The sequence below is a fragment of the Caballeronia sp. SEWSISQ10-4 2 genome (assembly GCF_030464885.1).
GTDB lineage: Bacteria > Pseudomonadota > Gammaproteobacteria > Burkholderiales > Burkholderiaceae > Caballeronia.
On sequence record NZ_JALPRJ010000016.1, the window covers coordinates 12,788 to 37,544 of the forward strand.

Below are 24,757 nucleotides of genomic sequence, written 5' to 3' on the forward strand. Positions count from 1 at the left end.
GGCGCACGACGTCCATGCGAATTTCAAGGTCCGGAATTCGTGCCCGGGTGCATGTCGTTAATGTTCTGTCATTTGGGGCGTATGGCGTCAGGGGCACTGTTTTTGCACGGCGGAGCGTGGGACCGGTAAAATGCTTGGTTGATCCACGGAAAACGCCGTGGCGTAGCGGAAGGATTTCCCAAACATGACAGATTTTCGTGTGAACAAGCCGGCTTTGAAGGTGGCGGCCCTCTTGATGGTGGGTGGCCTTGTTGCCGGATGCGGTACGTCGTCTCCGAATGCAATCAATTACAAGAGCGATTCCCGATCAAAACAGGCATCCCTCGCCGTCCCGCCCAATCTGCTCGATGAAACGGGGGATCAGCGCTCGTTGCCGCCGCAGGGCGGGCAGGCATCGCTATCTGATCTCCAGCAGGTCCAGAAGGCCGCCCCGAACGCACCCACGGTTATCCCGCCCGTGTCCGGCATGCATATCCAGCGTGACGGCACGGAGCGCTGGCTGGTCATCGACAGCAAAACGCCCGAACAGGTCTGGCCGCAGATCCGCCGTTTCTGGCAGGAGCAGGGCTTTTTGCTGGTCGTGGACGCGCGCGACAAGGGCGTCATGGAAACCGACTGGAACGAAACGCATCCGCAGATCTCGGACGGGCTGATTCGTAACACGCTGACAATGGCAACAGGCAACTCCTACGTTGCCGCCGAACGCAACAAGTACCGTACCCGGCTCGAGGCAGCGCCGAACGGTGGCACGTATGTGTTCGTGAGCCAGAAAGGCATGCGCGAAGCGCTCACGGGCACCAATAACGAGCAAAGCCAGTGGCAAGCCAAGCCGAACGATCCCGCGCTGGAAGGCGAATACCTGAAGCGCTTGATGGCGAACCTCGGGCTGGCCGACGCGCGTCAGGCAAGCGGCCAGACCGGCGCGACCGACGCAGCCATGGCTGCTGCCGCGGCAGCGAGCTCGCCATCGGCGGCTACGTCGGCGCAGCGGGCCGCGCAGAACGCCACCCTCGCGGCGCAGACGCCGATCAAGGAAGACGTGGTGCCGGAGGCCAGCTCGGTTGAGATCAACCTGCAGGAACCCTACGATCGCGCGTGGCTGCGTGTAGGCCTGGCGCTGGACCGCACGAACTTCACCGTCGACGATCGTGATCGTGGCCGAGGCATTTACTTCGTCCGGTATGTCGATCCCAAGGACATGACGTCGGCCGAGCAGGGCTTCTGGAACCAGGTATTCCACGGCAAGAAAGAGAAGCTTGCGAAGAATTATGAGGTGAACGTGCGCGCGCTTACGGAGACGCAGACGCGCGTGTCGATCATCGATAGCAAGGGCAACGTCGACTCCTCGCCGCAAGCGCGGCAGATCATGGGCTTGCTCGACGACCAGTTGCATTGAAGTGCATGCCGGCGGCTTTCAGGCGGCTGGTTCAGGAAACTGAAGCAGTCGGTTGAACGCCACCAGAAGACGCCGAGCACCATGACCAACCCGCCTGACTTCAAGGCGGGTTTTTTTATGTGTCGGGGAGTATTTAAAGCAATGGAGTAAGCATTTTGCGCGGGAATGCGCGGTAACGCGCGCGAGCAACCGAAGTCGCCACGTTACGCTTCGAGCGAAGGGAGTCGAGCTTTGATGATGTCGATGTCGCGTTACAGGAAGTAGTTACATTGTCTTGGATCAGACGCTGTTTTTGCTTTTTTATGTGCGGGAAAGCTTATAGGAATCAATCGCATAGGGATTACATTGCATCTATGGCATGTAATCTGCTGGTGCCCGCGGCGAAAGCGCATTGCTGTGTCACATCGCCGCGTGTCACCCATTTTTGTTCTCGAATTGCGGTCCGCTGGCCAAGCGGATCTCGATGGCCCCGTCGCCTATCCTCGTAGGGCGACGGCTTTTGCCCGCGCTCCCCAAGGGAACGCGGGCTTTTTTCTTGTGCGTCCCAAGGCCGTTTCTGCGACCGCTCGGCGTCAACGTTATGCTTGATCCTTTACTCTGGAGTCAAGTCATGACGGAAATCGCCGTGGTCGCAACATTCGTCGCCAAGCCGGGCAACGAGGAGAAACTGAAGGAAGCGCTGCAAGGCATCGTGGCGCCGACGCTGAAGGAACCCGGAGCACTTCAGTACGACCTGCATCGCGACATCAAGGAGCCGCGCCGGTTCGTGTTCTTCGAGCGGTGGCTGAGCGAGGCGGCGCTGGCGCAGCACAACCGGACGCCACATATCCAGGCGCTCGGCAAGACACTGCCGGACCTGATCGAACACGGCGAAATCAACGTGGTGGCGAAGCTCTGAACGGCTGCATCGAGCCGTGCACGAACGTCAATGCATCAATGCATCAATGTGTCTCGTGCGGCACGTCAAGAATCAGGATGATGGTCCAGTCGGCGTCGCCGTCGTGATGGTACTGACGCTCGGCCACAATGAACGGCTGCTGTTTGCCGTCCGGGCCGAGGAACAGCACATCGCCTTCCATTGGCAGGCACTCCACGGGCGGCAGCGCAAGGTACGCGTCCTTGTCTTTCGCGTTACGCGGCATCAGCTTTTCAATCTTGCGCGAAGCTGCTTCCGTCCATTCGATATCCAGCTGGATGTTGCTCATACGTTCCTCCGCACACGAGTGCGATTCAATTTATCGACGCGGAATGTAGCATACGCCGCGTCGGCGAACGCATCGTTGCCTGAAGTTGGCGCCACGAAGAAAAGCCGGATATGACGCCTCGTGCGTCATATCCGGCTTTTTTCGCCGAACGGCTAACGTTTGCGCGCCGTTGCGACGCATACACCGAATCGCTTATTGGGCCATGCTCTTCGAATGCTTCATGCCCGACTTCTTGTGATGCATGGTGCCTTTGTGCATCGGCATTTCGGTCTGCATGCTCGACTGGCGCGTCTGCAGGTCCTGCGCGCGCTGCTCGATATCGGAGATCTTGGCCGGATCGGTGCTCATCGTGACGCCCTGATCGGATTGCGCGAATGCTGCGCTGGTCATTGCGCTCAGGGAAAACAAGACTGCCAGGGACATTTTCTTCATTGTTACCTCCATAGACTCGTTGAACCCGGGTTGGCCTGTCCCGATTGGCGAGACATTACACGTTGCGCAGCAAATACCGATCCTGCCCGCGAATCGTTACATGTAGTTACAGTGTTGTCACATTTCAGCGATGACACTGCGTTTTGACTCTAACAGAGCATCAGCCCGGCCAGTCGATTGACTGAGCCGGCGATAATACCGGCGAAGCTCATTGGTTTCTAGTACTGAATTTCGAGATACCCGTCGGTTCCATGGCACGATTTGTAACGGCAGCTCGACTAATACAGCCGCAAGCTCCTGTACACGTAAAAGCGTGCGACGCCGACCAGCTCATGAAGCGCGGTTTCCGCGTCGATGAAACCACGCGACCGCGGAAAGAACGTAGCCTTCGATTGCCGCGCGTTGCTGACGAAAGCTTGCGCGTTGATGCCGAAAGCATTGAAGGCAAGCAACGCCCGGTGCATGTGATAAGCCGACGTAATCAATACCAGCGTCTCGTCACGTTCGGGCTGCACGAGGCTCGCGACATTGCGAGCGTTCTGGTACGTGTCGAGACTTTCATTTTCCCGCACGAGATCGGTGGCGCTTACGCCGCGAGCGAGCAGGAAGGGCGCGTAATTGTCGGCTTCCGCTTGTTCGTGATGCTGAGGGTTGCCCCCGCTTACGATCACGCGGCAGGCACCGCCTGCACGCCTGCACTCACGGTACAGCTCGGCTGTGACAACAATGCGTACAAATGCATCACGTTTGGGAACCAGGTGTTTGTCGTCGTCGTAGCGGGTGCCTCCGCCAAGCAGCACAAAAGTCGTTCGCGATGCGAAATGCACGTCTTGCGGCGTCGACTTCTCTTCGAAACCGCGCTGCGCAAGGTGGAGCAGCGGTGCCGAAAGCCAACCCGCCCCCAGCGCCCAGAACAGCACGATGCAAACAGTCGCGACGGCGCGCCTGCGCTGTCGCCAAACGGCGAACAGTGCAAAGAAAAGCAGCAATAAAGTTATAAGAACCAATTTGGTTTGAGGTAACGTATAGGTTTTCGAGATAATCCGCTTCGTGGTCATCGCATTCTTGAGAATGCATCGCCGGAACTGCGGAACGCGTTGCGAAAGTTGTGTAATGCGTTTAACGGGCGCTCGGAATTATAAGTAGCGGTAAGCAGAAACAAGCAGCACCTAGCGCAAGCGGCGGCTGCGAGTTCCGGTCAGGGGCCGCAGAGTCGGCATTTTGACTGGTTTCGGGGCGTGCCGCGTTTAGTCGGTGCCGCTGGCAGTCTCTTACTGCCATGTGGCGCCGTCACGGCTGCACTGGAAGACATAACGAGATGACCACGTATTCAAACGAAGCCGTACTAGAAGCGCTCCGGCGAGCGCAGTATCGTCAAGTTCCGTGGGCAAAACGCCCTAACGTTTTCAGCCATCTGCGCGACCTGGGCCTGCTGGAACTGGTCCGGCAACGCACCGTAGCACCCGCGCCCGGTTTTCACGCACCTGTGGATATTGCAGTGGTCACCGAGCGGGGCAAACTCGAATTCTCCCGGCTTGCGCGCGACGAACGTTCGATGGAATGGGATCTGCACCGCGCCGCACCCTATTCTCCGGCGGTGATTCAGGAACCGATGGCCGAAGCGCGCGCTTAAAACCTTCCCATCCACCGCGTTTCGCGGTGTGTGCTTCGCAGTGCTCGAAGGTCGGGCAAACGGTTGCGCCACGGGTGTGCCGCGGTTACGCCATCGAAACGAAGTGGCGAGAGTGGCGCGCTGATGACGGCGACTAAAATTCCGGCGAAAAAAAGCCCGTATCGCAAGGATACGGGCATACCGGATTTGCTACTGCCACGCTGTGCTCATGGCATAACTTCCGACTTGCGCGACGGGGAAGGGTTCCCCATCAGCTAAATACAGCTTAAACAGCTTAAACAGCTTATACGCGGCAACATTCTGGCGGCCATGTGCTCATGTGCACGCCGGCTACTCAACGGTGATGCTGACGATCCCCGCGATCAGGCTCCGGCCGCGTGCGTGCGTTGTTCGCTATATCGCCGCGCAAATCCCCGCGTGGCGCCGGCTCGGTCATTTTGCGGCCACGCATCTGTTCCTTCTTCCATGCCTGCAGGCTGGCCTGCGTATCGGCGCGCAACGCGAAGTTACCCGCTGGTGATTCGGCGTGCACCTGAATCGCCGTACAAAGCGATGAAACCACAATGCCGCACGCCAGCAGTGACATTGGTTTCATGATGAAAATTCCCCTTCGGACCGGATATCGGTCCGCTAGCCAGCTTCACACGCTATGCCAGTGCACGAAAGGGTGCTGTAAATATTGGTAAAGAGTTGTTTCGTGAGCGTTGGGACCGGACACGACGAGTCATTGCGAGACGGGTGTTCGCGTGGTCGCAATATCAATGTGCGCAAAACGAGAATGCACGTCATGCGCTCGCTTTCGATAAACGAAAAGCGAGCGCTTGCCGGCAAATTTTTGACTGACTAAAACGGTCTGCGAGCGCAGACCGGTGGCTCGTCACTCGAGGGAACGCATCGGGTGGGAGCCCGGGTAAAGCGCAGGAAACCTGCGCGCGGGTGCTTCGCGTAAGCCTGATCGTACAGCGTGGGTCGTACAGCGATCGACCATACAGCCCGAACGTGCAACTTGCCGCGCAAACAGAGTCTCAGGCCATCTTGACCGGAGCGCGCCACGATTCCGGATTCGTCCAGAATGCGCCACGCAGACGGTCGCGGCTCGGCGGTGCAGGCGGCTTCGCAGCGGTAGAACCGATCCGGCCCCGCAGCGACACTTCACGGCCGTTGTTGCCGAGACGCTTCACAATTTCGGCGAGCGTACCATCTGCTTGCCATTCGTCGAACCGGCGACGGCAGGTCGGCGGCGACGGGTAACGGCCCGGCAACTTCGACCAGCCTTCGCCCGTGGACAGGACCCACAACACGGCATTGACGACAGCGCGTGCTTCGACGCGCGGACGGCCGCGCCGTTCACTGCGTGCCGGTTCTGCGCAAAACAAGGCCTCGACCAGCGCCCACTCGTTATCTCTTAAATCGTCGAACATCATGTTTCACCTCAGCGAAGCTAACCCCGGTGCGCTGCCCCGCGCCGCGCACTCTGGTCGGAATTCGAAGATCGAACCCAGGTAAGGTCGGAGCAGACATTGCGACGGACGATTTGCGTTTAGAACTGCAATGGCGCCGACCTCTGCACAAGTAAATGCGAGAACCGTGCCATGCTTGTATCGATCGGTCGGAAAGCCTCGCGGCAGTAGGCTGGCGCGGTGCCAGCATGGGCCGTATGAGACGCTATAAGTGCAGTTAATGAAATCGGGACAATCACCAATCAAGTGCAGCAAGCCCATCCGGCGTGCGCAGATGCATTTTTGCTGCACCGCAGCGCGACGGTTATGAAACCGTTTTCTTGGCGACCTTTGATCTACAATCTGCATTAATTAGAAAGATTGATGAGGATAGGGTATGAGTCGGGTGCTCAATGTGACGTTGCGGCAGCTACGCGTGTTTATCGAAGTCGCGAAGCTGCAGAGTTTTAGTCGGGCCGGCGATGAAATCGGCCTGACGCAGTCGGCGGTGAGCCGCTGCGTGCGCGAGCTCGAAGGGGAAATCGGCTTGAAACTGGTCGATCGGACCACGCGCGAGGTGCAACTCACCGATGTCGGCACGAATCTCGTGGGCAGTGTGTCGCGCTTGCTGTCAGACCTCGATGAAGCGCTCAACGAAATCCGCGATCTTGGTCAGCAGCGGCGCGGACGGGTGATCGTGGCGGCCAGTCCGACCGTGGCGTGTCGCTTGATGCCGCTCGTGATTGCCGCGTGTGTCCGGGAATTCCCGCTGATTTCGCTGGGTTTGCGCGACGACCTGCAGAGCGACGTGATCCGCAAGGTCAAGTCCGGCGAAGTCGATTTCGGCGTGGCTATCGGCCCGTATGCCAATGACGACCTGTATGGCGAAGTCGTAATGACCGACTCGTTCTGCGCGGTCGTGAGGCAGGACCATCCCCTGGCAGCCGCGCAGGAGGTGCCGTGGGCGGCACTGTCAGGAGAGCGTCTCGTCATGCTGGATCACGCCTCCGGAAGCCGTCCGATTATCGATGCCGTGCTACGCGAGCATCGCGTTATCGCCGAAGTGGTGCAGGAACTCGGCCATTCCGCCACGGTGTTCGGGTTGGTGGAGGCGAGCGTCGGGATTAGCGTGCTGCCGCGGCTGGCCCTGCCGTTGCCGGCGAATTCGTCGCTGTTAGCGCTGCCGCTCGTGCCGCGGGTTGAACGAACGGTGGAACTGGTGCGGCGGCGTGACCGGTCGTTATCGCCGGCGGCGGAGTCGGTGTGGGGATTGGTCGCCGGATTGCCGAAGCGGGTTGAAGAGCTGGATTAGCCGATTCGCGGAGGGGGGATGGCGAAGCGCGTAGGCGGTCCTCGAGCTTATTTCTCCGGTTTAGCCATCTCGCAGGCTTCGCGATTCCGCGTAAAACTGGCCTGATGGCTAACGCACGAGCCGTACAGCGCTTTTCCGAGGGTGTCGCGTTAGACTTTCGCTTTCCATCGGCGGAGGCGGCAATGAGCGAGTCAGAAGGAGCGGTTATCTCGGAACTTGGTGCGAGGGCGAGTGCGCAAAGCGCGCCGAATGCACGTGAGGCGGTCCGCGCGCTGCGCCCGTCGCAGATTCGCGAGGTCGCCAACGCGGGTTTCGGTGTCCCGGATGTGCTTCCTTTCTGGTTTGGCGAATCGAATCAGGTCACGCCGCAATTTATCCGCGACGCTGCCAGCCGCGCGCTCGCCGATGGTGCAACCTTCTACACGCACAATCTGGGCGTGGCGCCGCTGCGCGAAGCGCTCGCCGCTTACGTCGGCAAGCTGCATGGCGCTACCCGGCCTGCGGAAATTGCTGTGACAAGCGCCGGTGTTAATGCGCTGATGCTGGCGACGCAGTTGGTCGCGGGTGCCGGCGACCGGGTAGTGGCTGTCACGCCGTTGTGGCCAAATCTTGTCGAAATCCCGAAGATTCTCGGTGCTACCGTGGAAACGGTCGCATTGACGTATGGTGCCGACGGCTGGACGCTCGATCTCGACCGTTTGCTTGCCGCGCTGACGCCCGGTACGCGGATGCTGATGGTCAACTCGCCGAACAACCCCACCGGCTGGGTCATGACGCGCGAGCAGCAGCAAGCGGTGCTTGACCGGTGCAGGCAGCTTGGCATCTGGCTGGTCGCCGACGAAGTGTACGAACGCCTCTATTACGGCAATGACGCCACGGTCGCGCCTTCGTTCCTCGATCTGGCGAACCGCGACGAACGCGTGATCGCGGTGAACTCCTTCTCGAAGGCATGGCTGATGACGGGCTGGCGGCTGGGTTGGATCGTCGCGCCCGAGCGTCTGATGGAGGATCTTGCCAAGCTGGTCGAGTACAACACGTCTTGCGCGCCTTCGTTCGTCCAGATGGCGGGGATCGCCGCGGTGAAGGACGGCGAGCAATTTACGCGATCGCTGGTCGCTGACCTGCGCGCCAGCCGCGACTACCTGGTGACGGCATTGCAGCGCATCCCGGGTATTGACGTGCGGGCGCCCGCCGGCGCCATGTACCTGTTCTTCAGGCTTCCGGGCGCGGACCGCAGCCTCGAGTTGTGCAAGGCGCTGGTGCGCGAAAGCGCGCTCGGACTTGCGCCGGGCAGCGCGTTCGGTCCGGAAGGAGAGGGTTTTGTGCGCTGGTGTTATGCCTGCGACACCGCCCGACTGGACGCCGGCGTAGCACGTCTGCGGGCGTTTATGGAGGCGCACCCGGCTTCGTCACACGCAACGGGGCATCGGGGCTGAAGGATTTGGGCCGCAGGGCAGGGAGGCAGGCGAGAAGCGGTCACCTGCGAGGCCCGCCTGACGTGAGTCTTGCGGCGACCCAATGTTTCACCTTTACGCACCGTTTGTTTTTGCGTAATATGCGTCCAGTCACGCGCTTCCGCCTTGGAAAGTGCTACTTCGTCCGGCTGGGAAAAACTCGGCGATCAGGATCTGATCCCGTGTTTTGCTTCCCCCCGGTGCGTGCTCCCAATCAATATGACCGATCAGAAATCGGGCGAGCGCGTCGTCAGTATCCTCGTCCACGGTTTCCCAGTCTGAGCGTTGCGAATGGTTCGAGTAATCGGCGTCCTTCGTTTTCGGCCTGACTTGAACGGTTCATAGACCATACAGGGTCCTATCTAGCTGCATGAATACCCAAGAGGCGAAGATCGTCCTCGAGACTGCCTTGATCTGCGCGCAGGAGCCGCTGAAACTCGCCGAGTTGCGAAAGCTTTTCGTCGACGATATCTCGGCAGACACGGTTCGCACCTTGCTCGACGCCCTGAAGCAGGATTGGTCGGGACGCGGCGTGGAACTGGTGGCGCTAGCGTCCGGATGGCGGTTTCAGAGCAAACCTGCAATGCGGGCCTATCTCGACCGGCTACATCCGGAAAAGCCGCCAAAATATTCGCGAGCCGTGCTTGAAACGCTCGCGATCATTGGTTACCGGCAGCCGGTGACGCGTGGAGACATCGAAGAAATTCGCGGCGTCACCGTGAACACGCAGGTCGTGAAGCAACTGGAAGACCGCGGCTGGATCGAGGTGATCGGTCATCGCGACGTGCCCGGCCGGCCCGCGCTTTATGCCACCACCAAGCAGTTTCTGGATGACCTGGGCCTGAGCGCGCTGGACGAACTGCCCGCACTCGATAATCCGTCTGCGCAACTGGAAGCGTCGTTGCTCGCGCAGCATGCGATCGATTTTCCTGGCGACGATCCGGTGGCCGCCATCGGTGCCGCGCTGTCGCAAGGGCTGGTGGGATCGAAGCACGAAGCCGCTTCGCTGCCCGATGCGCCGGATGCGGAAATATCGACGCCGTCCGAGTCCATATCGGATGTTGATGTTGATGTTGACGTTGATGTTGACGCGGGCTTGGGCCCAACTTCGACGGCTATCGCCGAAAGAAAGCCGGATGGCGAGCATGGGGCGGTCGTCGATGTTGCCGATTCAGGAACGCCGGATGCTTCGGCAAGTATGACCAAGCATGACGCGGCTCAGCCGATGCATGTGGGGGAACCCGCAGCGCCGGGGCCAGTCCACGCAGAAGGCGAGCCGCTTTTGCACCCGCAGGCCGGTTCTGACGAGCCCGTGAACGAGACGAACGCCGATGCGCAAACGAACGCACCGGTGCAATTCCAACCGCAACATGCGGTGTCCGCGACCGGTCCGGAGCCGCACGAAGCGGTTGTGGATATCAACCGGAACCAGACGCACGCGAGGCCAGGCGACGCGGACAACCGTCGCGAGGCGCCGGATGCCGGCGCACTGACTGGCGACGCCGCGCAACACGCATTACCGCGCGCCGCAGATGAATCCGATGGCTTCGACGACAACGCGAGCGCACCGGATGCATCGAACCAATTCGACGCATCGAATGCGCCGGACGAATCAAACGAAATCGACGAATTCAACGCACCGGACGACCAGACTGCGCGCCGCGCCTGAGGCCTGTTTGCACGAACCTTCATTCGGCTATTAATCACCATCGGCCGGATTTTTTGACGCGCCTGCGACGGGCGCGCGACCCGACACAATTGAGGTTGTTTTGACACATTCCCACGACAGCGATTCGCCCGAATCCGAGCGCCCCGTTCGTGCCGATGAAGCACATGGCCAGGCCGACGCAGGCGAACGCACACGCAACGACGAACCCGCCGACGGTGAAGAACGTCCGCGTCGCGGCTTGCGGCGGGGGCCTCGCAGCCTGATCGCGCGCCGTCGCGCCGTCGCCAAGACGAAGGGTGCCGATGGTGCGCCGCCGGTTGCGCCGGGTGGCGTGATCGCTGAAGCGCCGCCGGACGGCGTAGTCGCGGCGCAGGTGCGGATGCCGCGCAAGGATGCGGGTTCGCGCGGGCCGCGAAACGGTGCGGGTAGCGCAGACAATGCGCGCGCCGGGTCGGGCGGCAAGCCCCGCGGTCCGCGTGAAGGTTCGGTCGAGGGTGCTCGCGAAGGCCAGGCGCCGCGCGAAGGCGGCCGTCGCCCGGCGCGGCAGGCTCAACCGGGGCAGGCTCAAAAACGCGGTCGCGGCGATGGCGCCGCAGCGCCGGCCGTGCCGGTGGCAGCGGGTGCGGAAGACGACGTTTTCGCCTACGTGACATCGCCGGCATTCGACGCCGACAACACCACGGGCGGCGTGCGTGCTCCCATGTTGCGCCGCGGCCGCACCGCACCTCAGAAACGTGTGCTGGAAGCGGACGACGACACCCCGAAGCTTCACAAGGTGCTCGCCGAGGCCGGCATGGGTTCGCGCCGCGATATGGAAGAACTGATCGTGGCAGGACGGGTATCGGTGAATGGAGAGCCGGCGCACATCGGCCAGCGCATCATGCCGACCGACCAGGTGCGCATCAACGGCAAGCCGGTGAAGCGCAAGCTCGCGAGCAAACCCCCGCGCATCCTGCTGTATCACAAGCCGACGGGCGAGATCGTGAGTCACGCCGATCCCGAGGGCCGTCCTTCGGTCTTTGACAACCTCCCGCCGATGAAAACGGCCAAGTGGCTCGCGGTCGGACGGCTCGACTTCAACACGGAAGGTTTGTTGCTGCTGACGACATCGGGCGATCTGGCCAACCGGTTCATGCATCCGCGTTACAGCGTCGAGCGTGAATACGCGGTGCGGGTGGTGGGCGAATTGTCGGAAGGCATGCGCCAGAAGCTGCTGCACGGCGTGGAGCTGGAAGACGGCCCGGCCAATTTCCTTCGTATTCGCGATGGCGGCGGCGAAGGCACGAATCACTGGTATCACGTGGCGCTGGCTGAAGGCCGGAACCGCGAAGTGCGCCGCATGTTCGAAGCGGCCGGCCTGATGGTGAGCCGGCTGATCCGTACCCGGCACGGCCCGATCGCGTTGCCCAAGGGGCTCAAGCGCGGCCGCTGGGAAGAACTCGAGGACAATGAAGTGCGTGACCTGCTGGCATCGGTCGGACTCAAGGCGCCGGCCGAAGAGCGGGGTTCGCGCAGCGCCGCGCCGCGCGTGCAGCCTGATCCGCTGCAAACATCGATGGGCATCATCACGCGTGAGCCCGTGCTCAGTTCGCATGGCCGATTCGCCCAGACGCCGACGCGCGGTGGCCCCGGCGGGACGGGCGGCCGGCGTGGTGCGCCCGGCGGTTTCGGCGGCGGCTCAAGTGGCGGTTATGCAGGCAGCGGCAGCGGAGGCGGTTACGGCGCACGCAGCGGCAACGGCGGCCGGGAAGCAAACGGCAATCGAGCGGGCGGCGAAGCGAACGGCAACCGCGCAATGCCGCGTCCGGGCGGCTCCGCCGGCGGTCCGCGCGGCAGTCGTCCACCAGGTTCACCTGCCATGGGCAATGGCAACGGGGCAGGCGGGCGCTCGGCAAATGGTGGCGGCAAGCGCCCCGGTCAGGGCGGCCGTCAAGGCCCGGCTGGCGCGGGTGCACAAGGTAATGGCGGCAACGCGGGCGGCGCAGGCCGTGGCGGCGCGCGCCCGGCGCCGCGCAACCGTACGCGCGGACGCTAAACTAAAGGTCAAACGTCGCGCCGATCGAACAGCTGGATGCGCGAGGGCGCGGTACTTCGTGGCGACGGCTAGTGGGCAGGCGGATCGCCAGCTCACCCGTTAGTGAAATTCCGCGCGATGACTTTAGCCTCGGGAAAGTCCGACAAAAGCGCACTAAATGCCTTCGATTTGCTTGGTAAATAGCCACCAAAGGGCTATATACAGGGCGTATTGGTTGCGTTTATCCCGAAAAATGGCTAACATCACAAAGTCGCTGGGCATGGTGTTTGTTTCGCCGCCCGGATGTGATCTCGGTACAGAAGGATGGGCGTTGCGCCCATTTTTTTTTGGCCGTTCGGTTCAGCATCTTGGGGCAACGAATGCGCGCCGGCTCAAGGCGCGGTCCGCAGGTGTTCGGCGTGGAGCGCGCGAACATCTTGGAGTCTTTCACTGTGCAACTGACGGAAATCATCGAAACCACGGTCTCGGGCCTGGGCTACGAACTTGTCGATATCGAGCGCGCGGGAGGCGGTTTGCTGCGTATCTCCATCGACCAGCCCGCCGGTATCGCGATTGAAGACTGTGAGAAAGTCACACGTCAGCTTCAATATCTTTTCGAAGTGGAGAATATCGATTACTCACGGCTCGAAGTCGGGTCGCCGGGTCTCGATCGTCCGCTCAAGAAATTGGCGGATTTCGAACGCTTCGCGGGCAGCGAAGTCACTATCACATTGAAGAAGCCGCTGGACGGGCGTAAGTCGTACCGTGGCATCCTGCATGCCCCGGACGGCGAGTCGATTGGTTTGGAATTCGAAGGGAAGGACGGCGGCGCTGCGATGCTCGATTTCACGCTCGCAGACCTCGATAAAGCACGTCTCGTCCCCAAAGTTGACTTTAGGAGCCGCAAACAATGAGTCGCGAAGTTTTGATGCTGGCGGATGCGCTGGCGCGCGAGAAGAACGTCAACAAGGACGTGGTGTACGCAGCGCTCGAAGCAGCGCTTGCTTCGGCAACGAAGAAGCTGTTCGAGGAAGACGTGGATATCCGCGTGGCGATCGACCGTGAAAGCGGTGAGCACGAAACCTTCCGTCGCTGGAAAGTGGTGCCGGACGAAGCCGGCCTGCAGGAACCGGATCAGGAAATCCTGTTGTTCGAAGCGAAGGAAGAGAAGCCTGACGCACAAATCGACGACTACATCGAGCAACCCATTCCGTCCATCGAGTTTGGCCGGATTGGCGCGCAGGCTGCCAAGCAGGTGATTCTTCAGAAGGTTCGCGACGCTGAGCGCGAGCAGATCCTGAACGACTTCCTGGAGCGCGGCGAAAAGATCATGACCGGCGCGGTGAAGCGTCTGGACAAGGGCAATTTCATCGTCGAATCGGGTCGTGTGGAAGCGCTCCTGCGCCGCGACCAGTTGATTCCGAAGGAAAACCTGCGTGTCGGCGACCGGGTTCGCGCTTATATCGCGAAGGTCGACCGCACGGCACGTGGCCCGCAGATCGAACTCTCGCGCACGGCGCCCGAGTTCCTGATGAAGCTGTTCGAAATGGAAGTGCCGGAAATCGAGCAGGGCCTGCTCGAAATCAAGGCGGCCGCGCGCGATCCTGGCGTGCGTGCGAAAATCGGGGTGATTGCTTACGACAAGCGCATCGACCCGATCGGTACATGTGTCGGGATTCGCGGTTCGCGGGTGCAGGCGGTGAGAAATGAGCTCGGTGGCGAGAACGTCGACATCGTGCTATGGTCAGAGGACCCCGCTCAGTTCGTGATCGGCGCGCTCGCGCCGGCCGCCGTTCAGTCGATCGTCGTCGATGAAGAGAAACATTCGATGGACGTCGTCGTGGACGAAAATGAACTCGCGGTTGCCATCGGCCGCAGCGGCCAGAACGTGCGTCTTGCCAGCGAATTGACCGGCTGGCAAATCAACATCATGACGCCGGACGAGTCCGCGCTGAAGCAGAACGAAGAGCGTGGCACGTTGCGCAGCCTGTTCATGGCGAGACTCGACGTTGATGAGGAAGTGGCCGACATTCTCATCGACGAAGGCTTCACCAGCCTCGAGGAGATCGCGTATGTGCCGCTCAACGAAATGCTCGAAATCGAAGCCTTCGACGAAGACACCGTTCACGAATTGCGTAACCGCTCTCGTGACGCGCTTCTGACGCTGGCGATAGCGAACGAAGAGAAGGTCGAGGGCATCGCGCTCGACCTGAAGAGCCTCGAAGGTATGACCGATGAGTTGTACGCGAAGCTCGAAGAACATCAGATCCGGACGCGCGACGACCTCGCCGAGCTGGCTGTGGATGAGCTGGTCGAGATGACCAGTATTGAAGAGGATGCCGCTAAGGCGTTGATCATGAAAGCACGTGAACACTGGTTCCAGTGAGAAATGACCATGGCGCACTGACATATCGCGGCCGTTAGGCCGCATGACCCGATCAAACAGCAGGGAATTTGTCCTTGCATCAAGAGGAATGAATGGCGAGTAACAACGTAGCCCAATTTGCCGCGGAACTCAAAATGCCTGCGGGCGTCCTGCTCGAGCAGTTGCAGGCGGCTGGCGTGACGAAAGCGAGCGAGGATGACGATTTGTCCGAGACGGACAAATCGCGCCTGCTCGAACACTTGCGCAAGTCGCACGGTTCCGCCGATGCTGACAAACGCAAGATCACTTTGACCCGCCGGCATACGTCGGAAATCAAGCAATCCGACTCTACGGGTAAAGCTCGCACCATTCAGGTCGAGGTCCGCAAGAAGCGCGTGTTCGTGAAGCGCGACGAGAGCGGTGTTGAACAGGTCGTCGAAGGTGCGAACCACGTCGAAGAAGACGAAGTGGACGAAGCCGAATTGCAGCGTCGGGACGAAGAGGCGCGTCAAGCTGCCGAATTGCTCGAGAAGGAAGCGCTGGAGTTGAAGGAACGTCAGGAACGCTTCGAACGCGAAGAGGCGGAACGGGTCGCGCGTGAAGAGGCTGCCGAGGCCGAGCGCCGCCGTGCCGAGGAAGAAGAGGCGAAGCGTGCTGCCGCCCAGGCGGAAGCCGCGGAAATTTCGCGTGCTTCGTCCACGGCTCGTCCGGAGTCCCGCGCTCAATCGAAGGCGGAACACGTCGCTGACGGACCGGCGAAGGCTCAAGTCGTTGCGCCGCAGGTCGACGAGAAGGCCGCCGCCGAGCGTGCCGCTCAGCGCGAAGCCGCGAAGAAGGCGGAAGATGCCGCGCGCGCCGCGACCGAAAAGGCGCGTGCCGAGCACGACCAGATCGCGAAACGCCGTGCAGCAGCTGAAGCTGAAGCGCGCGCTATCCGCGAAATGATGAATACGCCGCGCAAGGCTCAGCAGGCGAAACCGGCTGAGCCGGCACCTGCAGTCGTGGCTGCGGCTGCTGCTGCCGCCAAGGTGGCGGAAGTTGCCAAGGCTGCGGAAGCCAAGGGTACGCTGCACAAGCCTGCACGTCCGGAAGGCTCGGCTCCGGCACGCCCGGCGGTCGCCAAGAAGCCGGCCGCAGGCGCACCGGCTGCGACCACGCCGTCGTTGGGACCGGACAAGAAAAAGGCCGGCGGCAAGAGCAGCTGGCAGGACGATGCAGCCAAGCGTCGCGGTATCAAGACGCGTGGCGACACCAGCGGCGGTGTGGACCGCGGCTGGCGCGGCGGCCCGAAGGGCCGTGGCAAACATCAGGATCAGACCAACTTCCAGGCGCCGACGGAACCGGTGGTGCGGGAAGTGCACGTGCCGGAAACGGTATCGGTGGCAGATCTGGCGCACAAGATGTCGGTGAAGGCTTCAGAAGTCATCAAGGTGATGATGAAGCTGGGCCAGATGGTCACGATCAACCAGGTGCTCGACCAGGAAACGGCGATGATTGTCGTCGAAGAACTGGGTCACAGCGCGGTTGCGGCCAAGCTGGACGATCCGGAAGCCATGCTGGTCGAGGGCGAAACGCAGGAAGAAGTGGGCGAACGCCTGCCGCGTCCGCCGGTGGTTACCGTCATGGGTCACGTCGACCATGGCAAGACCTCGCTGCTCGATTACATTCGCCGCGCGAAGGTGGCTTCTGGCGAAGCGGGCGGGATTACGCAGCACATTGGCGCCTACCACGTGGAAACGCCTCGCGGCGTGATCACGTTCCTGGACACGCCGGGTCACGAGGCCTTCACGGCCATGCGTGCTCGCGGCGCGAAGGCCACGGACATCGTGATTCTCGTAGTCGCGGCTGACGACGGCGTGATGCCGCAAACGAAGGAAGCCATCGCTCACGCGAAGGCGGGTGGCGTGCCTATCGTCGTGGCGATCAACAAGATCGACAAGCCGGGTGCTGCTCCTGAACGCGTGAAGCAGGAGCTCGTGGCTGAAGGCGTCGTGCCGGAAGAGTACGGTGGTGATTCGCCGTTCATCGAAGTGTCGGCGAAGACCGGTGTTGGCATCGAAAGCTTGCTGGAAAACCTTTTGCTGCAAGCGGAAGTGATGGAGCTGAAGGCGCCTGTCGATGCACCGGCCAAGGGTCTGGTCATTGAAGCCAAGCTCGATAAGGGCAAGGGTCCGGTCGCAACTATCCTGGTGACGTCAGGTACGTTGAATCGCGGTGACATCGTGCTGGCGGGCACGGCTTTCGGTCGCGTCCGGGCCATGCTCGACGAAACCGGCAAGCCGATCAAGTCCGCGGGTCCGTCGATTCCGGTCGAGATCCAAGGTCTGTCGGAAGTGCCGGGCGCAGGCGAAGAAGTCATGGTCCTGCCGGACGAACGCAAGGCGCGCGAAATCGCGTTGTTCCGTCAAGGCAAGTTCCGCGACGTCAAGCTGGCGAAGCAGCAGGCAGCGAAGCTCGAAAACATGCTCGAGTCCATGACGGAAGGCAACGTGCAGAACCTGCCGTTGATCGTCAAGGCCGACGTGCAGGGCTCGCAGGAAGCGCTGGTGCAGTCGCTGGTCAAGCTGTCGACCAACGAAGTGCGCGTACAGATCGTGCACAGCGCGGTCGGCGCGATCAGCGAATCGGACGTCAATCTGGCGACGGCGTCGAAGGCGGTCATCATCGGCTTCAACACACGAGCCGACGCCCAGGCGCGCAAGGTGGCGGAGTCGAACGGTATCGACATTCGTTACTACAACATCATCTATGACGCTGTAGATGAAGTGAAAGCGGCCATGTCGGGCATGCTGGCGCCGGAGAAGCGCGAAGTGATCACGGGTATGGTGGAAGTGCGCCAGATCATCCGTGTGCCGAAGATTGGCGCGATCGCGGGTTGTATGGTCACCGACGGTTTCGTCAAACGGAACTCGATGGTGCGCGTGCTGCGCAACAACGTGGTCGTTCACACGGGCGAAATCGATTCGCTCAAGCGCTTCAAGGACGACGCGAAGGAAGTGCGTCAGGGCTTCGAGTGCGGTATGTCGCTGAAGAACTACAACGACATGGTGGAAGGCGATCAGTTCGAGATCTTCGAAGTGACCGAAGTCGCACGTACGCTATAAAAGATTCACCGCTGGACTCGAGGGCGGAGTGGGCTTCACGCCCGCTCCGCCCTTTTTATTTGCCTGGTCGAACGCTCGTGCGAGGCCGGCATCCGGCGGCATACAAATTTACGGAAACATCATGGCCAAGAAACGTACTTCCCCTAATCGCAACGTGCAGATTGCGGATCAGATCCAGCGCGATCTTTCCGAACTGGTGCGCGATATCAAAGATCCACGCGTCGGCATGGTAACGATGCAAAGCGTCGAACTGACGCCCGACTACGCGCACGCGAAAGTGTATTTCACGACGCTGACCGGCGATCCGAAGGAAACGGAAGCCGGGCTGAATCACGCAGCGGGGCATTTGCATAACCTGCTGTTCAAGCGCCTGCATATCCACACCGTGCCGACGCTGCATTTCCACTACGACCAGACGGTCGTGCGTGCGGTGGAAATGTCGAAGCTGATCGATGAAGCGAATTCGACGCGCGCGAAGGACGACGAAGAAGACGAAGCAAACAAAGCAGACGACGAGAAGGGCGCCTGATCGATGAACGGTTCTGCTCGTCCGAAGATTCCGCGTCGTTTGCTGGATGGCGTGTTGCTGCTCGACAAACCGCTCGGTCTTTCCAGTAACGACGCGCTGATTCGCGCTAAAAGAATTTATCTGGTGAAGAAGGCCGGGCATACGGGCACGCTCGATCCGCTCGCGACCGGTTTGCTGCCGCTGTGCTTCGGCGAAGCGACGAAGTTCTCGCAGGATTTGCTCGAGGCCGACAAGACTTACGAAGCAACGATGCGTCTCGGCGTGCGCACAACGACGGGCGACGCCGAAGGCGAAGCGCTGCAAACGCGCGAGGTCACTTGCGACGAAGCCGCGATCCACGCAGCCATGGCCCATTTCCGCGGTGAGATTGCGCAAGTCCCGCCGATGTATTCCGCACTCAAGCGCGACGGCAAACCGCTGTACGAATACGCACGAGCCGGGCAGACGGTCGAGCGCGAAGCCCGCAACGTGACCATTCACGCGCTTGAAATGATCGCGTGTGCGTTGCCTGACGTGACGTTCCGCGTGACGTGCAGCAAAGGGACGTACGTGCGAACGCTTGCCGAGGATATCGGCGAGAAGCTGGGGTGTGGCGCCCATCTGGTCGCGCTGCGGCGCACGGGCGTAGGCGCGTTGACGCTCGAACACGCGGTCACGCTCGAGACGCTTGCAGAGGCTACGCAAGCCGAGCGCGACAGCTGGCTGCAACCGGTGGATGCATTGCTGACGACGTTTCCGGCCGTTCATCTCGACGCCGATGCCACGCGCCGTTTTGCGCAAGGCCAGCGCTTGAAGTTATCGGAGATTGCGGATGCGCCGGCCGAAGCGGGCCGCGTGCGTGTCTATGCCATCGATGACCAGCGTTTGCTCGGCGTAGCACGAGCGGGCGAGGGCGTGCTGGCGCCGGAGCGACTGGTGGTATCGACGGTTTAAAGAGCCGCCTCGCCAAAGAAAAACGCCACGGAAGAAAATTCCGTGGCGTTTTTTATTAGCGATTCAAACAAGCTTCAATGCGCCGCCGAAGCCGCGGCCGCCGAATCTCCGCCGCCTGATCGATCGGGCTTCGTGATCCAGATGAGCGCGATCAGCGCGACGAATATTCCCGCCGATATATAGAACAGATCGTTCACGCCCAACTGCGCGGCCTGCTGGGTCGCCATGCTATTGAAGAGCCCGTAACCCTGCGGCTGGCTAAAACCGGCCGCACCGAACTGCTGCATGGAAGCGTTGAAGTTCGGGTTATACAAATTGGCCTGTTCCACCAGTTGCGCGTGATGAAAATTCGACCGACGATCCCACGCGGTCGAAAAAATCGATGTCCCGATACCGCCGCACATGATCCGCACGAAGTTCGACAATCCCGATGCCGCCGGAATCCGGTTTCCCGGCAGCCCGGACAGTGTGATGGACACGAGCGGGATGAAGAACCCAGCCATGCCGATGCCCTGAATCAAGGTGGGCATCATCAGCGAGAAGGTATCGACGCCCGTGGTATAGCGCGAGCGCATCCAGAACACGAGCGCGAACACGAGGAAGGCGGCGGTTGCGATCTTGCGTGGATCGGTGCGCGGCAGGAACTTGCCGACTACCGGCGAGAGCAGCACCGCGAACAATCCGACGGGCGCGAGCACCAGACCGGCATCGGTAGCGGTATAGCCAATATCGGTCTGCAACCATAGCGGCAGCAGCACGAGATTACCGAAGTACAGCCCATAGCCGATGGCGAGCGCGATCGTTCCGCCCGTGAAATTGCGCAGCTTGAAGAGTGACAGATCGACGACCGGATGTTCCGCGGTCAGCTCCCACACAATAAAGAATGCCAGCGCGATCACTGCAATCAACGTCAACACGACAATGGTGGTCGAGTTGAACCAGTCCAGATCCTTGCCCTTGTCGAGCATGATCTGCAGCGAGCCGACCCAGATCACAAGCAGGCTTAAGCCGACCGTATCGATGGGCGCCTTGCGAATCACCGAATCGCGCTCGCGGAAGATCGCGAACGTGGCGATCGCCGCAACAATGCCCACCGGAATATTGACGTAGAAAATCCACGGCCATGAGATGTTGTCGGAGATCCAGCCGCCGAGAATCGGGCCGGCGACTGGCGCGATGAGGGTGGTCATTGACCACATGGAGAGCGCCATTGGCGCCTTCGCTCTGGGGTAACTCGCGAGCAGCAAGGTCTGCGAGAGCGGGATCATCGGCCCGGCGACCGCGCCTTGCAACACGCGCGCGGCGAGCAGGAAGGGCAATGTGGGCGCGAGTCCGCACAGCCACGACGCGAGCACGAACAGCACGATGGACGTCATGAACAGACGCACCTGGCCGAAGCGCTGTGTGAGCCAGCCGGTCAGCGGCACCGAGATTGCGTTGGCGACCGCGAACGACGTAATCACCCACGTGCCCTGATCCGACGATACCCCGAGGTCGCCGGAGATCGACGGAATGGACACGTTCGCAATCGACGTATCGAGCACGTTCATGAACACCGCGAGCGAAACCGCGATCGTACCGATTACGAGTTTCACGCCCTCCAGCGGCGCATGAACGGCGTTTGCTTGAGACATATGACAGGCCCGATAGAACTTGAAAAACGCTTACATCAGCTTGGCTAGATCTTGCTTCGACGCGGGTTGCACGTTTTCCTTCGACGTCTTCTGCGAGCCGCCCGTGCCCGGACCCGAGCTGCCTTCGTTCGCCTCGATAATGCGGGCGATCTCGGCATCGGCCTGATCGCCGTACTTGGCGAACACGTCGGTCTGGTACACCGTGTTCGGCGCCGCCGCAAGCTGGCCGCCTTGCTCGCTCTTGATCGTCACGTCCACGTTCATCGACAAACCGATGCGCAGCGGATGTTTCTCAAGTTCCTGCGGGTCAAGCCCGATTCGCACCGGCAGACGCTGCACAACCTTGATCCAGTTGCCGGTTGCGTTTTGCGCCGGCAGCAGCGAAAACGCCGAGCCCGTGCCTGCCGAGAAGCCGATCACCTTGCCGTGGAACACGACGTTGGAGCCGTAGACGTCCGCCGTCAATTCGACCGGCTGGCCGATGCGCATATGCGTGAGCTGCACTTCCTTGAAGTTCGCGTCGACCCACACGCTATTGAGCGGCACGATCGCCATTAGCGGATTACCCGGCGAGACGCGCTGGCCGACCTGCACCGAGCGCTTGGCGACATAACCCGTCACCGGCGCCGGCATGGTGTTGCGCGCGTAGTTGATGTACGAATCGCGGACCTTCGCGGCGGCGGCGAGCACGTTCGGATGGCTCGCGATGGTCGTATTCGCGGTGAGCGAACGGTTCGACTGAAGCTCTTGTTGAGCGGCGTTCAGCGACGCTTGCGCGGCCCGCACGGCATCGCGGGCGTGGGAGATTTCTTCGCCCGAGACCGCGCCCGTTTGCGCCACCGTCATGCGGCGGCGCAAATCGTCTTGCGCACGCGAGAGATCCGACTGACGCAGCGCGACTTGCGCCGCGAACTGGTTGTCGTTGACGAACAGCGTGCGGACCTGGCGCACCGTTTGCGCGAGATTCGCTTCGGCCTGATCGAGCGCGACCTTTGAGTCGGCGGGATCGAGTACCACGAGCGGGTCTCCCATCTTCACGGTTTGCGTGTCGTCGGCATTCACCGAGATCACCGTGCCGACCACTTGCGGCGTGATCTGCACGATGTTGCCGTTCACGTAAGCATCATCCGTGCTTTCGTGGAAACGCGCGATCAGGAAGTAATACAGTCCGTAAGCGATAGCCGCGATGATCACGACCAGTACGATCAGGCTCATCAGAACCCGGCGCTTGGTGTTGTTGGTTTTAGGTGCCTGCGCGGCTGCGGCGTTTTGTTGAGGGTCGCTCATGAATGGCTCCGTATTCTTTGTCTTGGATTGCTGCTAATCGATTCAGTTGGCTAGCTTGGGCGCGGCCGACGCGGTCTGCGAAGGTGCGCTCTTCGATGTCTGTCCGTCGATGGCCAGGTTCATGTCGGCGGCGTCGAAACCTCCGCCCAGCGCCTTGATGAGACCGAGTTGCAGGTCGCGGCGCTTCAAGCGCAGGTTCGTCACGGTCTGCTCGTTCGCCAGCCGGTTCTGATCGGCGGTGAGCACCTGCAATTGCTGCGACAAACCGGCCTTGTAGCGGATCACGGCAAGCTGGTATGCATGCGTGGAGGCATCGAGGGCGCGGGTGGCATCGCTGGTTTGCTGATCCACTGAACGGATCGATGCAATCTGCGTGGCCACGTCATTAAGCGCGTTGATCAGGGTCTGGTTGTAGTTCGCCACGTCCAGGTCGAAGTCCGCGTAACGACCTTTCAGCTGTGCGCGCAACGCGCCGGCATCGAAGATCGGTAAATGCACGGCCGGTCCCACGGTGTACTGACGGCTGCCCGCAGTGAGAAAGCGGCCCCAGCCGAATGCGTCGAAACCTGCCGCAGCCGACAAATTGATATCGGGGAAAAACTCGGCTTTCGCTTCCTTGATGTTCGACGTCGCCGCTTCCACTTGCCAGCGGGCCGCGACAATATCCGGGCGGCGCGACACCAGATCCGCGGGCACGTTGTCCGGCAGCGCGACCTCGATCTTCGTATTCAGCACCGGCTTCGCGATCTTCAGGCCACGATCCGGGCCTTGACCGAGTAGTGCCCCAAGCTGATAACGCGTGGTCGTGATCTGGCCGTCGAGTTCGGACAGGTTCGTCTGGCTCGTCGCGATATTGCCTTCGGCGGTGCGGCTTTCCACGTTTGTATCGAGGCCCGCGAGCACACGGCCGTTCGTGATGCGTCCGATGTCCACCCGGTTCGCGATCTCGCGCTGGGCAACGTCGCGCAGCGCGTAGAGCAGGGCGAGCTGGTTGTAGGTCTGCGCAACGGATGCCGCGAGCGTGATGCGCGCTTGCTGCATGTCGGCCTCGGCGGCCTTCTGCTGCGATACCGCCTGATTCAACCGCGCGCGATTCTTGCCCCACAGGTCGAGATCCCACGACGCGCTCGCGAGCGCATTGTTTTCGCTATACCAGGTCCCGCCGTAAGGAGGCGGATAGAGCGCGTTGCCAGAAAACAGTTCGCGCGACCATGAATACGAGCCGTTCACCTTCGGATAAAGAGCGGAGCGCGACGACTCGATATACGACGACGCCTTCGCAATCCGCGCTTGCGCCTGGGCAATCGACGGACTGCCGGCCAGCGCTTCGTCGATCAGTTGCGGCAATTGCGGATCGCCGAACTGCTTGGCCCAGTCGAGCGACGGCCACTGGCCGCCTTGTGACGGCAGGCTTTGCGTCGCTTGCAGGGCGTCGTTTTGCGGCTGGGCGATTTGCTTGTCGCTTTTGATGCCGGCGTAGTTTGCACAACCTGCAAGGGCGAACGCCGCCACGGCGGCGGCCAGAACGCTTCGCGCAGCGATGGGCGCGGGCGCGGACGAATAAAAGAGTTTCATCGCTCGGCTCTTTGATATTGGATGTAAAGATGGACGCTGCAACTAATTTCTTTCATTTTTATTTCAACGGCGGCGCTTCGGGGTGGGCCGTTGTTCTCCGGGCGCCGATTCGAAGCGCGCGGCGTGACATCAATAAGAGGATTTAGAGGCAGATTTGTCCTGCATTCCCAGCAACGCTGCGCATGCCGGGTCGCCTGAGTTGAGCAGAATTCGACGCAGCATGCTTTTTAGGAAGCCTACTTCTTCAGGCGTAAAACCGCTAAGCAGCTTGTCTAGTACCTTTGTAAAAATAGCTGGAATCTGCCCGGCGAGCGCATGGCCTTCGTCGGTCAGCGCCAGCCGGACGACCCGACGGTCTTCCTCGCTACGCAGGCGTGTTATGAGTCCGCGCTTTTCCAGGCGGTCGATCAGGCGGGTAACGGCGCTCGCGTCGATCCCGTATTCGCGGGCGAGATCGGCGGCGGCAAGCGCCCGGCCGCTCGCCAGCATGAACATGATGCTGGCCTGCGTACTGGTGATGCCAAGGTCAGTCATGGTGTGTTGCGTGACCAGGTTCCACAAGGTCGAGCGGACACGGCTAAGCAGATAACCGACGCTTTCGCTGAGTTCGTAGTTTGAAATTTCAGGAACTGGCCGAGGGGCGTCGCTCATGGATACTCGTGCGCCTGCAATAATTGACTATGCAACATTATAGAATCGCATCGTTGACCCGGCAAGTACTTTAAGAGTCCTCTTAATTCGCTGCCTGTTTACGTCGATGTCGTTATTTTGGGATT

General features: G+C 61.1%; 20 protein-coding genes and 1 pseudogene. 12 read left to right on the forward strand and 9 right to left on the reverse strand.

Annotated features, from left to right (window positions below):
* The first annotated feature begins 184 nt into the window (after nucleotides 1-184).
* Nucleotides 185-1,396: an outer membrane protein assembly factor BamC gene (bamC, locus tag M0D69_RS13035; protein WP_301782410.1), complete on the forward strand. Its 1,212-nt coding sequence runs from the start codon at nucleotides 185-187 to the stop codon at nucleotides 1,394-1,396.
* Nucleotides 1,397-2,006: 610 nt separating this feature from the next.
* Complete coding sequence (locus M0D69_RS13040; RefSeq protein ID WP_301782411.1) at nucleotides 2,007-2,294, forward strand: putative quinol monooxygenase; 288 nt, start codon at nucleotides 2,007-2,009, stop codon at nucleotides 2,292-2,294.
* Nucleotides 2,295-2,337: 43 nt separating this feature from the next.
* On the opposite strand, the gene M0D69_RS13045 is transcribed toward M0D69_RS13040, so the two are convergent.
* The 3 genes from M0D69_RS13045 to M0D69_RS13055 form a co-directional block, all read right to left on the reverse strand.
* Nucleotides 2,338-2,601 carry a hypothetical protein gene (locus M0D69_RS13045; RefSeq protein ID WP_031358965.1) on the reverse strand — a complete coding sequence of 88 codons (264 nt, stop codon included), beginning with the start codon at nucleotides 2,599-2,601 and terminating at the stop codon, nucleotides 2,338-2,340.
* Nucleotides 2,602-2,793: 192 nt separating this feature from the next.
* Nucleotides 2,794-3,033, reverse strand: coding sequence for a hypothetical protein (locus M0D69_RS13050; protein ID WP_301782412.1), 240 nt, complete (start codon nucleotides 3,031-3,033; stop codon nucleotides 2,794-2,796).
* Nucleotides 3,034-3,311: 278 nt separating this feature from the next.
* Nucleotides 3,312-3,953, reverse strand: coding sequence for a YdcF family protein (locus M0D69_RS13055; protein ID WP_301782413.1), 642 nt, complete (start codon nucleotides 3,951-3,953; stop codon nucleotides 3,312-3,314).
* Between the two features lie 398 nt (nucleotides 3,954-4,351).
* On the opposite strand from M0D69_RS13055, the gene M0D69_RS13060 reads away from it, so the two are divergent.
* Nucleotides 4,352-4,666, forward strand: a complete 315-nt coding sequence (locus M0D69_RS13060; protein ID WP_301782414.1) for a hypothetical protein — start codon at nucleotides 4,352-4,354, stop codon at nucleotides 4,664-4,666.
* A gap of 334 nt (nucleotides 4,667-5,000) precedes the next feature.
* On the opposite strand, the gene M0D69_RS13065 is transcribed toward M0D69_RS13060, so the two are convergent.
* On the reverse strand, nucleotides 5,001-5,261 hold the full coding sequence (locus M0D69_RS13065; RefSeq protein WP_301782415.1) for a hypothetical protein: 261 nt from the start codon (nucleotides 5,259-5,261) through the stop codon (nucleotides 5,001-5,003).
* 442 nt (nucleotides 5,262-5,703) lie between these two features.
* Nucleotides 5,704-6,090: pseudogene (locus M0D69_RS13070) on the reverse strand (transposase); the annotation flags it as partial.
* Nucleotides 6,091-6,502: 412 nt separating this feature from the next.
* Here M0D69_RS13070 and M0D69_RS13075 point away from each other — a divergent pair.
* From M0D69_RS13075 to truB, 9 genes are all read left to right on the forward strand, one after another.
* Nucleotides 6,503-7,417, forward strand: a complete 915-nt coding sequence (locus M0D69_RS13075; RefSeq protein ID WP_301782416.1) for a LysR family transcriptional regulator — start codon at nucleotides 6,503-6,505, stop codon at nucleotides 7,415-7,417.
* 182 nt (nucleotides 7,418-7,599) lie between these two features.
* Entirely contained in the window at nucleotides 7,600-8,853 is a 1,254-nt protein-coding gene (locus tag M0D69_RS13080; protein ID WP_301782417.1) for a pyridoxal phosphate-dependent aminotransferase, read from the forward strand.
* A 388-nt stretch (nucleotides 8,854-9,241) separates the two neighbouring features.
* Nucleotides 9,242-10,540, forward strand: a complete 1,299-nt coding sequence (scpB, locus tag M0D69_RS13085; RefSeq protein ID WP_301782418.1) for an SMC-Scp complex subunit ScpB — start codon at nucleotides 9,242-9,244, stop codon at nucleotides 10,538-10,540.
* Between the two features lie 100 nt (nucleotides 10,541-10,640).
* On the forward strand, nucleotides 10,641-12,575 hold the full coding sequence (gene rluB / locus M0D69_RS13090; RefSeq protein WP_301782419.1) for a 23S rRNA pseudouridine(2605) synthase RluB: 1,935 nt from the start codon (nucleotides 10,641-10,643) through the stop codon (nucleotides 12,573-12,575).
* Between the two features lie 431 nt (nucleotides 12,576-13,006).
* Nucleotides 13,007-13,468, forward strand: a complete 462-nt coding sequence (rimP, locus tag M0D69_RS13095) for a ribosome maturation factor RimP (RefSeq protein WP_047898052.1) — start codon at nucleotides 13,007-13,009, stop codon at nucleotides 13,466-13,468.
* Nucleotides 13,465-14,940: a transcription termination factor NusA gene (gene nusA / locus M0D69_RS13100; protein ID WP_301782420.1), complete on the forward strand. Its 1,476-nt coding sequence runs from the start codon at nucleotides 13,465-13,467 to the stop codon at nucleotides 14,938-14,940. The genes rimP and nusA overlap by 4 nt, the downstream gene beginning before the upstream one ends.
* A gap of 92 nt (nucleotides 14,941-15,032) precedes the next feature.
* Nucleotides 15,033-18,023, forward strand: coding sequence for a translation initiation factor IF-2 (gene infB / locus M0D69_RS13105; protein ID WP_301782421.1), 2,991 nt, complete (start codon nucleotides 15,033-15,035; stop codon nucleotides 18,021-18,023).
* A 121-nt stretch (nucleotides 18,024-18,144) separates the two neighbouring features.
* Nucleotides 18,145-18,552: a 30S ribosome-binding factor RbfA gene (gene rbfA, locus M0D69_RS13110; RefSeq protein WP_301782422.1), complete on the forward strand. Its 408-nt coding sequence runs from the start codon at nucleotides 18,145-18,147 to the stop codon at nucleotides 18,550-18,552.
* Between the two features lie 3 nt (nucleotides 18,553-18,555).
* Nucleotides 18,556-19,485 carry a tRNA pseudouridine(55) synthase TruB gene (gene truB / locus M0D69_RS13115; protein ID WP_301782423.1) on the forward strand — a complete coding sequence of 310 codons (930 nt, stop codon included), beginning with the start codon at nucleotides 18,556-18,558 and terminating at the stop codon, nucleotides 19,483-19,485.
* Between the two features lie 74 nt (nucleotides 19,486-19,559).
* Here the strand turns inward: truB and M0D69_RS13120 are convergent, their stop codons facing one another.
* From M0D69_RS13120 to M0D69_RS13135, 4 genes are all read right to left on the reverse strand, one after another.
* A complete protein-coding gene (locus tag M0D69_RS13120; RefSeq protein WP_301782424.1) occupies nucleotides 19,560-21,119 on the reverse strand; it encodes a DHA2 family efflux MFS transporter permease subunit in 1,560 nt (519 codons plus the stop codon).
* A gap of 30 nt (nucleotides 21,120-21,149) precedes the next feature.
* Nucleotides 21,150-22,406: an efflux RND transporter periplasmic adaptor subunit gene (locus M0D69_RS13125; protein WP_301782425.1), complete on the reverse strand. Its 1,257-nt coding sequence runs from the start codon at nucleotides 22,404-22,406 to the stop codon at nucleotides 21,150-21,152.
* A gap of 42 nt (nucleotides 22,407-22,448) precedes the next feature.
* Nucleotides 22,449-23,981, reverse strand: coding sequence for an efflux transporter outer membrane subunit (locus tag M0D69_RS13130; protein ID WP_301782426.1), 1,533 nt, complete (start codon nucleotides 23,979-23,981; stop codon nucleotides 22,449-22,451).
* A 129-nt stretch (nucleotides 23,982-24,110) separates the two neighbouring features.
* Nucleotides 24,111-24,632, reverse strand: coding sequence for a MarR family winged helix-turn-helix transcriptional regulator (locus tag M0D69_RS13135; protein WP_301782427.1), 522 nt, complete (start codon nucleotides 24,630-24,632; stop codon nucleotides 24,111-24,113).
* Nucleotides 24,633-24,757: the final 125 nt, after the last annotated feature.

Excerpts from the sequence above, each read along its gene's own strand:
- bamC (WP_301782410.1), top strand. The coding sequence starts at position 185 with ATGACAGATTTTCGTGTGAACAAGCCGGCTTTGAAGGTGGCGGCCCTC.
- M0D69_RS13040 (WP_301782411.1), top strand. The coding sequence starts at position 2,007 with ATGACGGAAATCGCCGTGGTCGCAACATTCGTCGCCAAGCCGGGCAAC.
- M0D69_RS13045 (WP_031358965.1), bottom strand. The coding sequence starts at position 2,601 with ATGAGCAACATCCAGCTGGATATCGAATGGACGGAAGCAGCTTCGCGC.
- M0D69_RS13050 (WP_301782412.1), bottom strand. The coding sequence starts at position 3,033 with ATGAAGAAAATGTCCCTGGCAGTCTTGTTTTCCCTGAGCGCAATGACC.
- M0D69_RS13060 (WP_301782414.1), top strand. The coding sequence starts at position 4,352 with ATGACCACGTATTCAAACGAAGCCGTACTAGAAGCGCTCCGGCGAGCG.
- M0D69_RS13065 (WP_301782415.1), bottom strand. The coding sequence starts at position 5,261 with ATGAAACCAATGTCACTGCTGGCGTGCGGCATTGTGGTTTCATCGCTT.
- M0D69_RS13075 (WP_301782416.1), top strand. The coding sequence starts at position 6,503 with ATGAGTCGGGTGCTCAATGTGACGTTGCGGCAGCTACGCGTGTTTATC.
- M0D69_RS13080 (WP_301782417.1), top strand. The coding sequence starts at position 7,600 with ATGAGCGAGTCAGAAGGAGCGGTTATCTCGGAACTTGGTGCGAGGGCG.
- scpB (WP_301782418.1), top strand. The coding sequence starts at position 9,242 with ATGAATACCCAAGAGGCGAAGATCGTCCTCGAGACTGCCTTGATCTGC.
- nusA (WP_301782420.1), top strand. The coding sequence starts at position 13,465 with ATGAGTCGCGAAGTTTTGATGCTGGCGGATGCGCTGGCGCGCGAGAAG.
- infB (WP_301782421.1), top strand. The coding sequence starts at position 15,033 with ATGGCGAGTAACAACGTAGCCCAATTTGCCGCGGAACTCAAAATGCCT.
- rbfA (WP_301782422.1), top strand. The coding sequence starts at position 18,145 with ATGGCCAAGAAACGTACTTCCCCTAATCGCAACGTGCAGATTGCGGAT.
- truB (WP_301782423.1), top strand. The coding sequence starts at position 18,556 with ATGAACGGTTCTGCTCGTCCGAAGATTCCGCGTCGTTTGCTGGATGGC.
- M0D69_RS13120 (WP_301782424.1), bottom strand. The coding sequence starts at position 21,119 with ATGTCTCAAGCAAACGCCGTTCATGCGCCGCTGGAGGGCGTGAAACTC.
- M0D69_RS13125 (WP_301782425.1), bottom strand. The coding sequence starts at position 22,406 with ATGAGCGACCCTCAACAAAACGCCGCAGCCGCGCAGGCACCTAAAACC.
- M0D69_RS13130 (WP_301782426.1), bottom strand. The coding sequence starts at position 23,981 with ATGAAACTCTTTTATTCGTCCGCGCCCGCGCCCATCGCTGCGCGAAGC.
- M0D69_RS13135 (WP_301782427.1), bottom strand. The coding sequence starts at position 24,632 with ATGAGCGACGCCCCTCGGCCAGTTCCTGAAATTTCAAACTACGAACTC.